This window comes from Rhizobium sp. Root483D2 (assembly GCF_001426685.1).
GTDB classification, from domain to species: domain Bacteria; phylum Pseudomonadota; class Alphaproteobacteria; order Rhizobiales; family Rhizobiaceae; genus Pararhizobium; species Pararhizobium qamdonense.
In genome coordinates this window covers 246534-260627 of record NZ_LMFB01000009.1, presented here as the reverse complement: position 1 = coordinate 260627, position 14094 = coordinate 246534, and the positions used below count along the sequence as shown (strand labels likewise).

The following is a 14094-nucleotide window of genomic DNA, read 5'->3' as shown; positions in this document are numbered from 1 at the left end:
GCAGAATCGTGCGGTGCCTATTCGGCGGCGGCGGAGCTGGTTTTGGCAAAGCGGCCTTACAGACCAAAGTCTGATCTGTACAGCAGTTGGTGTATTCCCGGTCGAAGGGAGTACACGTTCGTTACCTCGCAAACACCCAAACGAGAAAAGCACCGGCCGTTCAAATCGCCTCAGCCAATACGTTCCGCATCTCTGGCGGGACTTCCGGCTCCTGCCAGAGTTGCGAGTGCGTCGGCAATGCCAATCCGGCGATAGGATTCCCAGACGGTGCCGTTTTGCCGCAAGTGTTCGCGCCGTTGCTCGATGGCAAGGCGCTGGTCTTCTGACACGTCGCTGCTTCGCTGCTGTAGCCAGTCCTGGTATGAGGTGTCGGTTTCCTTGACCGGCCTTGCCGACGTTGAAACGGCGGATGTTTGGCCTTCGGGAGAGAACGGGCGAAGGGCTTGCCTAGGATTGTATTCCGTGCGCTTGTCGTTGCCGGCGATCACCACATCGCCATTGCTGATCCTGCCGTCCGGACGATAGACGAAAGCCGAGACGAGGCGATCGAGGGCTGCGTCAACTTCCTTGGGACGATGCGTAACCTGCCTTGGCTGCCGCTCGGGGACGGCGAGCCGGGTGATGCCGCGATCGTTGATGGCATCGAGAATTTCGCGGTGATCGTCGGAGAGAATGACTTCGCGCCGCGCCGGCCAGAAATCATAGGGCGCATGGGCTCCATGGCCCTTGCCGATATGAAATGCATAGATTTCCGGATAGACCGCAAGCGTGGTGCGGCGGCTGGGCTTGATATCGTAGAACAGGTCATTGCCAGCTGTAAAAGATGTGTCGCCCCGATGCCGCCGAAGGGTTCGTCGATCACCAGGCCAAACCGGTCATGGGCGTGCCAATCCGGAAAGATGTCTGAAGTTGCCGCCGTTTTTCCATCGACCCGGACATCGAACATCTGGCTTTTCAGCAGGCTCACGACATGCATGCGAAACCCTTTCTCTCATCGCAACGGCATCGGTTCGGCATAGGCACCCCGCCGCATACCCTCGACCCAGTTGCGGCACAGCGCCACTCCGTCTTCAGGGCGGAACGCGGCCGGGTTCAAGCACCAGGCGAGCCAGAGCCCGTCGAGCAGGGCGGTGAAGGCAATCGATGTCAGCCGCAGATTGCCGATGGCAAAACCCTCCGCCTTGGCGAGATCGGCGAGCAATCCCTCGACGGTGACGACATAGGAAGAATATTCGCCCTGCTGGGAGGCGCTCATCCGCGGCGAATGCAGGATGAGCCCCCAGAAGACCACCCAGACGCCGAGCACATCGCGGTCGAACAGCATTGGCGAAAACGAGGCGTCGATGAAGGCATCGAGCCTCTCGCGGGGCGAGGGCGGAGCAGCATCGACCGCTGCGATGATCGCCTGCAGCACGCCTTCCGACATGATATCGAAAGCATAGGCGACGAGTTCGTTGATCTCGCCGAAATGATGGGTAATGAGCCCTTGCGTCACGCCGGCCTCGGCGGAGATCTGGCGCACGGAGACGCCGGCATTACCGTGTTTGACGATACACCGCAAAGCCGCCTCGCCGAGTTGGCGGCGTCGGTCCTCCGGCGTTTCCCGCCGGAAGCGTGTGGAGGGCCTTTTGGCAGACTTGGTCTTGATCACAGGGGTTCAGCGCTCATTCGACATCAGCTTTATCATCTCCGGCACAGCGATTTCCAAATTATTTCAAGTTCAGAAAAAGCAGCGATACGCAACGCCGAGACCAAAATTCTTGGAAATCATAACCATAATTTCTATATAATACAACGTATTAAAACAGATATTATAAGATCGTATAATTTCTATTGCGTGAATTTTTTTTCGTGCCTATCCTTTCTGCAATGATCCGCCAAAGAGCGGCAGGGAACGAGGGTAGTCATGATGCGGGATTCCCGTTACGACGTGCTGTTTGAGCCTGTGAAGATCGGCCCGGTGACCGCGCCGAACCGCTTTTACCAGGTGCCGCATGCGAGCGGCATGACCAATGCCCTGCCACGGGTCCGCGCGGCCTTTCGGGAAGCCAAGGCCGAAGGCGGCTGGGGCGTTATCTGCACCGGTGCCTGTTCCACCGATCCGAGTTCTGACGATGCGCCCTTGCCAATGGCAACGATGTGGGACGACAATGATATCCGCGCCCATGCGCTGATGACGGACGCCGTCCACAGGCACGGCTCGCTGGCGGGTGTTGAGCTTTGGCATGGCGGTGCCGCCGTCATGAACCGGGCCAGCCGTTTGCCGCCGCTCTCGCCATCGGGCATTCCGTGGATGTCGACCCATACCGGGTTCATGGGCAATCTGCGCCCGAAGATCATGGACAAGTCTGATATCCGCGACGTCCTGAAATGGCAGGCGCAGGCCGCCCGCAAGGCCCGAAGCGCCGGGTTCGATATCGTCTATGTCTATGCGGGCATGGGCTATCTCGGCTATGAGTTCCTGCTGCCGGAATATAATCACCGCACCGACGAATATGGCGGCTCGATCGCCAACCGCGTGCGGTTCGTGCGGGAGCTGATCGAGGTCACCAAGGATGCGGTCGGCCAGCATTGCGGCGTCGCGCTGCGCGTCAGCCTGGAAGAGTTGCGCGGCCGGCCAGGCCGGAACCAACCGTCCGAAGCGCATGAACTGATCGAGCTTCTGGCCGACTGTCCCGACCTGTTCGATGTGAAGATGGATTCGAGCCCGACGGACTGTTCCGCCTCGCGGTTCAGCGGCGAGGGCAGCCATGAGCCGGTGATCGATTTCGTCAAGACAATAACGAAAAAGCCGGTGGTCGGCGTTGGACGCTTCACCTCGCCGGATACGATGGTGTCGCAGATCCGCCGGGGTATCCTCGATTTCATCGGCGGCGCGCGTCCGTCCATTGCCGATCCCTTCCTGCCTGCCAAGGTCCGCGAAGGCCGGATGGAAGAAATCCGCGAATGTATCGGTTGCAATATCTGCATCTCCAGCTGGCATGACGGGGTGCCGGTCCGCTGTACGCAGAACCCGACGGCGGGCGAGGAATGGCGGCGCGGCTGGCATCCCGAACGTGTGCCAGCGGCTGCCGTCAAGGAAAAGGTGCTGATCGTCGGCGGTGGCCCTGCCGGGCTGGAATGCGCCCTGACGCTGGGCCGCGCCGGTCACGATGTAACGCTGGCCGATGCGGGAAAGACTTTTGGCGGCCGCCTGACATTCGAAAAGACATTGCCGGGCCTGTCCGCCTGGAACCGTGTCGCCGAATACCGGCTCGGCCGTCTGAACGAGATAACCAATGTCTCTATGTATCTCGAAAGCAATCTGGGGGTTGACGAGATCATCGATCTCGCCCCCGATCGCGTCGTCGTCGCCACCGGTGCCCGCTGGACGAAGATGCTTTATTCGACGTTGGAGATTCCGGTCGGAACGCTGGAACATCCAAGCGTGTTCACGCCCGACGATATCGCCGCCGGCCGCATGCCGCAAGGCCCGACGCTCGTCTTCGATTTCGACAATTACTACATGGGCGGTGTGCTGACCGAGCATCTGGCGTCGCTGGGTATCGGCGTTTCCTATGTGACGCCGGCCGGGCAGGCGTCTGCCTGGACGATCATGACCAACGAATTGCCGTTGGTGCACAAGGCGCTGGCCAGACGCAACGTGCCGGTCACGACCCTGCACATGGTCACGGCCTTTGACGGCGAAGTCGCCACCCTGACGCATCTCTTCAATGGAGAAGAGACGGCTATTGCCTGCAATTCGATCCTGATCGTCGGCATGCGGGCCCCGCGCGGCGAACTCTATGAAGCGCTGATGAGCCGCCTGGACGAACTGACTGCGGCCGGGATCAGAAGCGTCGAGCGGATCGGCGATACGCTGGCGCCCGGCGCGATCGCGCATGCCGTTCATAGCGGCCACAAGCTCGCCCGTGAACTGGGCACTGCCGATACCGGCAAGCCGTACCGCCGCGATGCGCCCTTTGTCGATGCCGAGCCGGACGTCGCGCCGCGCGTCGCTGCAGAATAGGGGGCGGTTGATGAACACGATCCCAAGCCTGTCGCCATGGTCGATTGCCTCGCCGCTTGCTGGTGGGGCGCTCCATGCTGCGGGTTCGGGACTGTTTCACACGCTTCTGCCGTTGCGTATCATTGCCAATGGCGACGGCGCCAATATTGTCGGCCTCGTCGTCATGGCGGAAGGCGCCGGTTTCCTCGTGGGCTGCATGGGGTCCGTACGGTTGATCCGCTCGGTCGGCGAGGTGCGGGCTTACGCGGCATTTTCCGCGCTCTCGGCCGTGCTTCTCCTGTCACTCGCCATCCAGCCGGGCGTCGCCGTGATGATGGCGGTCATGGCGGTCGTCGGTTTTGTCAATGCGGGTCAATCGGTGATCATCGAGAGCTGGCTGAATGCAATGGTGCCGAATGCAGGACGTGGCCGCACGCTGACGCTTTATGTCCTGGTTCTCGGTCTCTTCTATGGGCTGGGGCAATTGCTGGCCCGCGACATCGATCCCGCCGGTGATGCCATGCTGATGATCGCCGCCGCCTTTTACGCGCTGGCGCTGGTTCCGGTCACCGCCATCTGGGTCGGGGAGCCGCAATTGCATGCGCCCGTCGGCATGCATTTTTTGAGGGCATTCAGGACCTCGCCGCTCGGCACGCTCGCCTGTCTGATGACCGGGTTGATTTCCTCGACTTTTGCCAGCATCGGTTCGCTGTACGGGCTGGAGCTTGGGTTTGCCCAGGACCGCATCGTCGTCCTGATGGCGGCGGTGGCGCTGGGTGCGCTGTTCCTGCAGTTTCCGCTGGGCGCGCTGTCCGACAAGCTCGACCGGCGCAACATGATGCTCTGGCTTTCCCTGGTTCTGGCTGCGGTCTGCGGGCTGTTTCTCGCCATCGATGCCACGACACCGTTCTGGTTGCTGTTGATCCTTTTTTCGGTCTTCGGCGGCATATCGGAAATTTTCTATCCGCTCGGCGTCGCCCATGCCAATGACCGCGCCACCTCGTCGGAATTTGTGGCGCTGTCGTCCAATCTGCTGTTGGTCTGGGCCCTGGGCGGCACCATTGGTCCGGCGATCGCGGCGACCGGCGTGGAACAGTTCGGCGCTGCCTCCTTCTTCTGGTATGCGATCGTCCTGTCGCTCGCCTTTGCCGGCTTTGCCTTGTGGCGGACGCTGCAGCAACCGAAGGTCGATAACCGCGAGGATTTCGTCGCCTATCCGCAGACATCACCCGCCGTCTACGAATGGCTGCCGCGCAAGGATGACGGTGGTTCCCAGCCGGAGACGAAAGGGGAGGCGCCATGAGCAGGGTGTCCGAAACCTTCCCGCGCGCTGTTCGCTGCCTTGATCCGGTGTTCATCCCGATGAAGGACGGTGTCCGGCTTGCGGCCACCATCTGGCTGCCGGAGGATGCCGAAACGGCGCCGGTTGCAGCGATCCTCGAACTCATCCCCTATCGCCGGCGTGACGGCACGGTGTTTCGCGATGTGAAGATGCACCCTTATATCGCCGGTCACGGCTTTGCCTGCTGCCGCGTTGATATTCGCGGGTCCGGCGATAGCGACGGCATCCTCACCGACGAATATACCGAACAGGAATTCGACGATGCCGAGGAGATCATCGCGTGGCTTGCGGCACAATCCTGGTCCACGGGCGCCGTCGGAATGACCGGGATTTCCTGGGGTGGTTTCAACGCCCTGCAGGTCGCAGCCCGCCGGCCGCCTGCCTTGAAGGCCGTGATTGCTCTTTGCTGCTCGGATGATCGCTATGCCGATGATGTGCATTATTATGGCGGCTGTCTTTTGACCGAGGATGCCATGTGGTCATCCTTCATCCTGGGGCTCGGTGCCTTGCCGCCGGACCCGCAGATCGTCGGTGAGCGTTGGCGATCCATGTGGGAGGAGCGGCTGGAAGCGACCACTTGCTGGTCCGATATTTGGATGCAGCACCAGCGCCGGGATGCCTATTGGCAGCGTGGTTCGGTCTGCGAGGATTTTTCGAAAATCACCATCCCGGTCTATGCGATCAGCGGCTGGGATGATACCTATTATAACGCCGTGCCGCGCTTGATGGAGGGACTGTCCGGCCCGCGCAAAGGTCTGATCGGCCCTTGGAGCCACGCTTATCCCTTCCTCGGCGATCCGGGACCTGCCATCGGCTACCTGCAGGAGGCGATCCGCTGGTGGCGTCACTGGCTGGATGGGGCCGATACCGGCATCATGGACGAGCCGGCCTATGCGGCATGGATGACGGAGCCGCATGCGCCGGCGCCCTTTTATGCCGATCATCCGGGCCGCTGGGTCACCGAGCCCGCATGGCCGTCCCCCAATATCGCGCAGCGTCTTTTGCATTTGAACGAAGGCGTACTCAGTGAGACGGCAGCGCAGGGTGCGGTGATGCTGCTGTCATCGCCGGTAACCGCCGGCCGCGATTTCGGCCGCTATGGCGGCTATGGCGGCACGGTCCCGGACATGGCGCTCGACCAGCGCCGGGAAGACGGCCTTGGGCTGTGTTTCGACACGCCCCTGCTGAGCGATGATGTCGATATGCTCGGCGCCCCCTTCATCGATTTGACCGCTGTCTGCGATGTGGCCGACGCCTTTCTGGTCGCGAAAATCTGTGATGTCGCGCCGGACGGTACATCGACTCTGGTCACCTGGGGTGCGCTCAATCTCGCCTACCGCAACGGCAGTTCCGAGCCGCAAAAACTGGTGCCCGGCGAAACATTCGCCGTGCGCATCGCACTCAACCATACCGGCCGCCGCGTTCCCGCAGGCCACCGCCTCCGCGTGGTGCTGAACACGCAGCTTTGGCCGATCCTGTGGCCGTCACCCGTTTCGCCGAAGCTCTCCATTGAGCCCGGTACGTGCACGCTCTCGCTGCCGGTCCGCAGGGTCAAAGACAAAATCGCTCCGGTATTCCCGCCTCCCGAAACCTCCCCGGCCGTGCCACTTGTCGAACTCGCTCGGGAGGAGCATCGTCGTGACATCGCCATTGACGTGGGCACTGGTCTGCAGTCCATCAACCTGACCAGCGATTTCGGCCGCCAGCACCTGACTGACCGTGCCATCGTGACCGCCGCCCGCGTGGTGGATCGCATGCAGATCACCGAAGGCGATCCGCTATCGGCGCGTCTGGATACCGGCTGGACTTTAAGTTTCGCCAGCGGTGATGCCGACGTGACAACGCGCTCGAAGGTGACGCTGACGTCGGATCTCCGTCAGTTTCATCTATCCTGGCGTTTGGAAGCGTTCGAGCGGGATGCGCTCGTGTTTGAAAGGGAGGGCGCGACATGCTTCGACCGCGATCATCTCTGATGCGCTCCCCCGCTGAACTGGGGGCCGGCCCATGACCCTCTTCATTCTGCGCCGCATCGGCCTTGGCTTGGTCATCCTGCTCATCGTGGCGCTGCTCCTGTTCGGGATGATGCACATGATCCCCGGGGACCCGACCGTTGTGGCGCTGGGGCCGCGCTCGACGCCGGAGATGCGGGAGGCATTCCGCCAATTGATGGGTCTCGACCGGCCTGTTTTCGAGCAGCTCGGCCTGTTTCTCGGGCGCCTGTCAGAGGGCAATCTCGGCGAGGATGTCTGGAGCCGCCGCCCGGTTCTGACCATGATCCTCGAAGTGCTGCCCTATACGGTAACGCTGGCGGTTGCGAGTTTCATTTGGGCCGTGGCGCTCGGCATCGCGCTCGGTTGCGCCGCCGTTGTCCATCATGGCCGCTGGCCGGACTGGCTGATTGGTATTCTGTCCGTGGGATTGGTGGCCGTGCCGTCATTTGTGGTCTCACTTTATTCGCTGTTGATCTTTGCCGTGACGCTCAACTGGCTGCCGGCGATCGGCGCGGGCGAGCCCGGCAATATCATGAGCCAAGCGCGGGCCCTGATCCTTCCGTCTTTTGCCATCGGCCTTGGTTGGGTGGGTTACGTCTCGCGCATCGTGCGCGCCGCCATGATCGAGGCGATGGGGGAAGCTTATGTGCGCACCCTGCGCTCGTTCGGCGTTCCCGAACGCAAGATCATCTATCGATATGCGCTGAAGCAGGCATTTCTCGCCGTGCTTTCGGTCATCGCCATCGGCTTCGGCGGGCTGCTCACCGGTTCGGTCTTTGCGGAGATCGTCTTCTCCCGGCCGGGGCTGGGAAAGATGACCTATGATGCGGTGATCTCGCGCAACTATCCCGTCGTCATGGGCACCGTGCTGATGACATCCGGCCTCTATGTGACCTGCATGATCATCGCCGATGTGGTCACGGCTTTCCTCGATCCCCGCGTCAGGAGCGCTTTATAGGATGGCACTTGCGGCACCGGACATGACGACCCGCGCTGCCATATCCGAGCCCGGAAGGCTGTCGCGCATCGCGGGCGTGATGCGGCAGATCATCGCGACGCCGCTCGGGGCCATCGGTTGCGCGCTGGTTATTCTGATCGTGCTGACAGCTGTGTTTGCGCCCTGGATCGCGCCTTATTCGCCGACCGCTATCAACGTCAAGGAACGGCTTGCTGATCCATCCTGGAGCCATCTGCTCGGCACCGATCAACTCGGTCGCGATCTCTTCTCCCGCGTCATTCTTGGCACCCGCACGGCCATGACCGTGGCGCTGGTATCCTTGGCCGTGGCGCTGGCCGCAGCATTGCCTCTCGGCCTGATCGCCGGTTATGGCCCGCGCTGGCTCGATGCCTGCCTTATCCTCGTCTTCGACAGTTTAAGCTCCCTGCCGATGATCATGTTCGGGCTCGCCATGGTCGTGCTTCTGAGGGCCGGTGTTTCGACGGTCATTCTCGTCATCGTTATCTATTCGGTCCCAAGTTATGCAAGGCTGATCCGCACGCAGACGCTCAGCATCAAGGCTCGGGATTTCATCAAGGCGGAGCAGGCGATGAATGCCGGCCTCGGCCGCATCCTCTTCGTCCATCTTCTGCCGAACGTCATTGGCCCGCTGCTCATCCTTGCCTGTCTCGATCTTTCGACGATCATCACGCTTGAGGCCGGGCTGTCGTTCCTGGGGCTTGGTGTGAAGCCGCAAATCCCGAGCTGGGGCAATATCCTGTCGGACGGTTTCGCTGTCATCCGCACCACCCCGCTGCCGGTCATCGCCGGCGGATTGCCGCTGATCCTTGCCACGATCGGTTTCACCTTCTTCGGCGAGGCGCTGCGCGATGCGCTCGATCCGAAGCTTGCGCGGGAGAGCCGGCCATGAATCTCGAATTCGGCTTCAACCGTTTAACGGGTGCGGCATTGGCCGAGCCGGTGCTCGATATCGGCGACCTGACGATTTCCTATAGCGGGGGCGTTCCGGCGGTGCGCGGCGTCAACCTCACTGTCCGGCCGGGCGAGGTCGTCGGTGTGATCGGCGAAAGCGGATCGGGCAAAACTTCCCTCGCCCATGCGGTCCTGCGCCTGCTGCCGCAATCGGCGGTCATGACCGGACAGCACCTTTCTCTCTGCGGCGCGGACATTCTTCAATCGCCGGATAAGACGGTGGCATCGCTGCGCGGTCCCGGCGCTGCCATGATTTTCCAAAACCCGATGACGGCGTTCAGCCCGCTGCATACGCTTGGCCATCAGTTGACCGATCTGCTCTGGCGCGACCGCAAGGCAAGCAAACAAGAAAAACGTGAGCGTATTCTTGCCGTCTTGAAGCAGGTCGGATTGCCGGATCCGGCCGCACGGCTCGAGACCTATCCGTTCCAGTTGTCCGGCGGCATGCTTCAGCGCGTGGCAATTGCCGCAGCCCTTCTGATGCGGCCATCGCTCCTGATTGCCGATGAGCCGACCACCGCGCTCGATGTCACCATGGAGGCGCAGATCCTGCATCTGATGCGCGAATTGCGCGCCGAGTCCGGCGTGGCCATTTTGATGATCTCCCATCATCTGGGTGTCATCGCCGAAATCTGCGACCGCGTGGCGGTGATGTATGCCGGCCGTATCGTCGAGGAGGGCACGGTCGAGGCGATCTTCGCCGATCCGCGTCATCCCTATACCAAGGCACTGTTTGCCTGCGAACCGTCGCTGATCAAGACAGGCATCGGCCGTTTGCCTGTCATCGATCATGAGGCGCTGCGCCGGGTTGCGCCGGTGGCGAGGGGGATGCCATGACCCTGAAAAATCCGGTCATATCCGCCGATCATCTGACCGTCAGCGTGCCGGAAGGCCCGCATTATTTCTTTCAGCCGACATACAAGCTGGATATTCTTATCGACGTATCGATTGCCGTCCGTGCCGGCGAAATCGTCAGTATCGTCGGCGAAAGCGGATCGGGGAAGACCACGTTTGGACGCGCCCTGATGGGGTTGATGCGTCCTTCAGGTGGCGAGATCAGGCTGGATGGCACGGCCCTGCCGGATTTCTCGAAAGCGAGTTTCCGCAAAGTCCGCCGCGAGGCCGCGCTTTTGTTTCAGGACCCGGCATCCTCCTTCAATCCACGCCAGCGCATTGGCGCGATGATCGCAGAACCGCGCCGCATTGCAGGGAAAGGCGGCATGAGCCGCACCGATCTGGAGGATCTCGCCGCAACGGCGGGTCTTGGGGCAAGCCTTCTGTCGCGTTTCCCGCATGCACTTTCAGGCGGACAGGCCCGACGCGCCGCCGTGGCCCGCGCATTGTCGGTCGTTCCCCGGCTGATCATTGCCGACGAGCCGACTGCAGGGCTCGACGTCTCGGTGCAGGGAGGTGTGCTGAACCTTTTCCTGGATATTCGCGACCGGCACGACACGGCCTTCCTGCTGATCACCCACAATCTTGCCGTCGCCAGGCATGTTTCCGATCGTATCGTCATCATGTATCTCGGCCGTGTCGTTGAAAGCGGACCGACGGCGGAGATTTTTCGCGCTCCCCGCCATCCCTACACGCGCGCATTGCTCGACAGCGAGCCGGTCCCCGACCCGAAGCGCCTCCGTGCCGAACCGCCTGTCATCGGCGAGGTTCCGAGCCTCATGAACCGCCCATCCGGGTGCGAATTTCATCAACGCTGCCGTATCGCGCGGGATCGTTGCCGGGTCAAGGCGCCGGCGGAAATGCCGTTTGCGGGAGGACATACCGTGCGCTGCCATTTTCCACTTGAGGCGCCGGCCGGCATGTCTGCCATGGCTATGAGATAGAGGCTTAGAAAATACATCAAGAAGAACCATAAGGGGATACGCATCATGACACCGAACATACCGCTGAACAGACGACAGTTTCTGACTGCCAGTGCCGCAGCTGCCGCCGCCATCACCCTTCGTCCGGGGCTCAGCTATGCCGTCGAGGGCGATACGCTGGTGATCCGCGGCGCCTCCGATATCGAGGTTCTCGATCCCGCTTTCCAGAACGGCCTGCTCGAGGAGGAAATCGGCCGCTGCCTGTTCGTGTCGCTCAACCGGCTGAACGACGTGCGCGAAACGCCCGGCTGGCAGCCCTATGCCGCCAAGACGCTTACCCAAAAATCCCCTACCGAGATCGAATTCGAACTGCACGACTGGCTGGAATGGACCGGTGGTTTTGGTCCGGTCACTGCCGATGATGTGAAGTTTTCATTCGAGCGCGTCGCAGATCCGGCTAATACATCTGCCTGGGCCTATGCTTTCGAGGCGATGGACAAGGTCGAGGTCACGGGGGAGCGCACCGGCATCATCCACCTGAAGACGCCGTCGATCCCATTCTGGGTGACCACGCTGCCCTATTATATGGGGCACATTGTCAGCCGCAAGGCGGTGGAAAAGTCAGGCGGTAAATTTACGACCGAAATTCCCGCCAGTTCCGGGCCGTATATCATCGAGAAATGGGTGCCGAAGCAGAACCTTCAGCTTGCGCTCAATCCGGGCTGGAAGGGTGATGCACCAGCTTTCACCAAGGTGAAGTTCGAGATCGTCACCGATGACGAAGCAGCAGCGCTCGCCTACGAATCCAAGGCCGTTGCCTATACCAAGATCAGTCTCAACACTCTGGCCAGCTATCGCGATACACTTCCGGCCGACACATCGCTGATCGAGATGAACGGCAACCGCTTTCTTTGGCTTTCGATCAACCTGATCAATCCCAAATTCCAGGATGAACGGGTGCGCCGCGCCATCCAATATGCGCTCGACGTCAGCCAGATCATGGACGGTTCCTATTCCGGCCTGGCGGCACCGGCAACCGGCGTCGTGCCGCCCGGCATGATCGGACATCGTGACGCTATTCTTTACGCGCCGGACGCCGAAAAGGCGCAGGCTTTGCTGGAAGAGGCGGGTGTTTCCGATCTCACCATCGAACTGGCCGCCATGAACGACAAGACCAGCCAGCTGACCTGCCAGATCATTCAGGCATTGCTCGGCGCAATCGGCGTCACGGTCGAGATAAAGGCTGTCGATGAGGGCGTCTACTGGACGCTGGGCGACAAGAATGGCGAAACCTGGAAGACGCTCGACATGGTGCTGATGGGCTTTGCCGGCGGGGTCGATCCATCGGAAAATCTGACCTGGTTCCGTCCTGCGCAGATCGGCATCTACAACTGGTCCCAGTTCGACAGCCCGGAATTCGAAGCGCTGTACCAGCAGGGCACCAACGAACCGGACGCGGACAAGCGCGGGGGGATTTACAGGAAGATGCAGGACCTGATGGAACAGTCCGGCGGCTTCGTGTTTCTCACCCACGAAACATTCGCAGCCGTGGCGCGCGGCGGTTTGAAGCCGTGCATCCTGGCCGACGGCTATCTCGATATCGCGCGTTTCGCCAAGGGGTAGAGATCGTGCCGATGACTCTTAATAAAGCCGGGTTACACCGCCGTGGTGGCAGGAAGAACGTTGCTTCCGCGACCCAGCCACATGATGTAATCGAGGGAGTTCAGACATGAATATCGCCCAGACCGCGCAATCTGCGCAGCTGCAAGCCAGCCTGCCATCGTCCTGGTATCTCGAAGACCGGATCTTCAATCTTGAAAAGCAGCGGATTTTTCTGAATGAATGGATTTGCGCCGGCCGCGTCGAGGAGATCGATCTCGCCGGCGGGCACAAGGTATTCCAGGTGTTCGGGCAAAGCGTTCTGGTGGTTCGTAACCGCGAGGGTGTGTTGAAAGCCTTCTACAACGTCTGCCGCCATCGCGGCGCCGAGCTCTGTGTTGCGGCCGGGACAGAGGAGCGTCATGGCCGCGCGCCGTTGAAGGGCGGCGTGGTGGGTAAAAACCTGATCCGGTGTGCCTATCATTCCTGGGCCTACACTCTGGATGGCGCGCTGATCGCAGCGCCGCATCTCGCTGAGGGCGTGTCGCTCAGGAAAGAGGATTTTTCCCTCTATCCGGTTGGCGTGGACAGCTGGGGCGGATTTCTGTTCCTGCACTTGACGCCGGAAGGCGCGCCGTCTCTGGCCGAGCAGCTGGGGCCGATGCCGGCGCGCATCGCCCGCTATTCGCTCGCCGGCCTGCGCGTTGGTGCCGTGCTTCACTACGAAGTTGATGCGAACTGGAAGGTGATCGCCGAGAATTATAACGAATGTTACCACTGTGCCGGCGTGCATCCGGAACTGTGCGCGGTGGTTCCGGCCTTCCGTGAGAATGGCGGTGCGATGCTGGATTGGGAAAACGGCGTGCCTCACCGCGAAGGCGCCTATACGTTCACGGCCTCGGGTACGACGAGCCGCCGCCCGTTTCCCGGTCTCGACGAGCACGAACTGATCCGGCACAAGGGCGAACTGGTTTATCCCAACCTGTTCGTCAGCCTCGCCTGCGACCACGCCGCCTGTTTTCTTTTAACGCCCAAGGGACCGGGCCGGACCGATATCAGCTGTATCTTTCTGTTTGAACAGCAAGAGATCGAAAAACCTGGCTTCGACCCGTCCGACACCGTAGATTTCTGGGATCTGGTCAACCGTCAGGACTGGTCGGCCTGCGAACGCGTCCAACGCGGCATGGCCAACCGCGTCCACCATTTCGGATATTATGCGCCGATGGAAGACTGGAGCCTGGATATTCGAAACTATGTCCGAAGCCGTGTCGGCGAGGCTGCCGAGGGTATCTAAACGAGTATTGCCCGTCTGTGCCATGACATCCAGTGATACTGGATTTACAGGACATCGTCATCGGAGTGGTGAATCTGACCCTGTCAAATGCTGTGCACTGACCTGCATCTGTCCTGGCTAGCGGGTGATCTGG

Annotated in this window: 11 protein-coding genes; 10 read left to right on the top strand and 1 reads right to left on the bottom strand. The window is 61.2% G+C overall.

Annotation, left to right across the window (positions count from 1 at the left end; genetic code table 11):
• Positions 1-413 precede the first annotated feature (413 nt).
• Positions 414-1019: a hypothetical protein gene (locus tag ASD32_RS07770; protein ID WP_060637437.1), complete on the top strand. Its 606-nt coding sequence runs from the start codon at positions 414-416 to the stop codon at positions 1017-1019.
• Here ASD32_RS07770 and ASD32_RS07765 read toward each other — a convergent pair.
• Positions 992-1651: a TetR family transcriptional regulator C-terminal domain-containing protein gene (locus tag ASD32_RS07765; RefSeq protein ID WP_200953580.1), complete on the bottom strand. Its 660-nt coding sequence runs from the start codon at positions 1649-1651 to the stop codon at positions 992-994. The genes ASD32_RS07770 and ASD32_RS07765 overlap by 28 nt on opposite strands.
• 255 nt (positions 1652-1906) lie before the next feature.
• On the opposite strand from ASD32_RS07765, the gene ASD32_RS07760 reads away from it, so the two are divergent.
• The 9 genes from ASD32_RS07760 (at position 1907) to ASD32_RS07720 (ending at position 13961) form a co-directional block, all read left to right on the top strand.
• On the top strand, positions 1907-4009 hold the full coding sequence (locus ASD32_RS07760) for an FAD-dependent oxidoreductase (RefSeq protein WP_060637436.1): 2103 nt from the start codon (positions 1907-1909) through the stop codon (positions 4007-4009).
• Positions 4010-4019: 10 nt separating this feature from the next.
• Entirely contained in the window at positions 4020-5291 is a 1272-nt protein-coding gene (locus tag ASD32_RS07755; protein WP_060637435.1) for an MFS transporter, read from the top strand.
• Positions 5288-7303 (top strand): CocE/NonD family hydrolase, encoded by a 2016-nt coding sequence (locus ASD32_RS07750; RefSeq protein WP_060637434.1) that lies wholly within the window; start codon positions 5288-5290, stop codon positions 7301-7303. The genes ASD32_RS07755 and ASD32_RS07750 overlap by 4 nt, the downstream gene beginning before the upstream one ends.
• 31 nt (positions 7304-7334) lie before the next feature.
• Complete coding sequence (locus ASD32_RS07745; RefSeq protein ID WP_060637433.1) at positions 7335-8279, top strand: ABC transporter permease; 945 nt, start codon at positions 7335-7337, stop codon at positions 8277-8279.
• Between the two features lies 1 nt (position 8280).
• On the top strand, positions 8281-9189 hold the full coding sequence (locus tag ASD32_RS07740; protein WP_244490126.1) for an ABC transporter permease: 909 nt from the start codon (positions 8281-8283) through the stop codon (positions 9187-9189).
• On the top strand, positions 9186-10088 hold the full coding sequence (locus ASD32_RS07735; protein ID WP_060637432.1) for an ABC transporter ATP-binding protein: 903 nt from the start codon (positions 9186-9188) through the stop codon (positions 10086-10088). The genes ASD32_RS07740 and ASD32_RS07735 overlap by 4 nt, the downstream gene beginning before the upstream one ends.
• Positions 10085-11089 carry an ABC transporter ATP-binding protein gene (locus tag ASD32_RS07730; protein WP_060637431.1) on the top strand — a complete coding sequence of 335 codons (1005 nt, stop codon included), beginning with the start codon at positions 10085-10087 and terminating at the stop codon, positions 11087-11089. The genes ASD32_RS07735 and ASD32_RS07730 overlap by 4 nt, the downstream gene beginning before the upstream one ends.
• A 45-nt stretch (positions 11090-11134) precedes the next feature.
• Complete coding sequence (locus tag ASD32_RS07725; RefSeq protein ID WP_060637430.1) at positions 11135-12691, top strand: ABC transporter substrate-binding protein; 1557 nt, start codon at positions 11135-11137, stop codon at positions 12689-12691.
• Between the two features lie 106 nt (positions 12692-12797).
• Entirely contained in the window at positions 12798-13961 is a 1164-nt protein-coding gene (locus ASD32_RS07720) for an aromatic ring-hydroxylating dioxygenase subunit alpha (protein WP_060637429.1), read from the top strand.
• The last annotated feature ends 133 nt before the right edge of the window (positions 13962-14094 follow it).

Excerpts from the sequence above, each read along its gene's own strand:
- ASD32_RS07760 (WP_060637436.1), top strand. The coding sequence starts at position 1,907 with ATGATGCGGGATTCCCGTTACGACGTGCTGTTTGAGCCTGTGAAGATC.
- ASD32_RS07755 (WP_060637435.1), top strand. The coding sequence starts at position 4,020 with ATGAACACGATCCCAAGCCTGTCGCCATGGTCGATTGCCTCGCCGCTT.
- ASD32_RS07750 (WP_060637434.1), top strand. The coding sequence starts at position 5,288 with ATGAGCAGGGTGTCCGAAACCTTCCCGCGCGCTGTTCGCTGCCTTGAT.
- ASD32_RS07745 (WP_060637433.1), top strand. The coding sequence starts at position 7,335 with ATGACCCTCTTCATTCTGCGCCGCATCGGCCTTGGCTTGGTCATCCTG.
- ASD32_RS07740 (WP_244490126.1), top strand. The coding sequence starts at position 8,281 with ATGGCACTTGCGGCACCGGACATGACGACCCGCGCTGCCATATCCGAG.
- ASD32_RS07735 (WP_060637432.1), top strand. The coding sequence starts at position 9,186 with ATGAATCTCGAATTCGGCTTCAACCGTTTAACGGGTGCGGCATTGGCC.
- ASD32_RS07730 (WP_060637431.1), top strand. The coding sequence starts at position 10,085 with ATGACCCTGAAAAATCCGGTCATATCCGCCGATCATCTGACCGTCAGC.
- ASD32_RS07725 (WP_060637430.1), top strand. The coding sequence starts at position 11,135 with ATGACACCGAACATACCGCTGAACAGACGACAGTTTCTGACTGCCAGT.
- ASD32_RS07720 (WP_060637429.1), top strand. The coding sequence starts at position 12,798 with ATGAATATCGCCCAGACCGCGCAATCTGCGCAGCTGCAAGCCAGCCTG.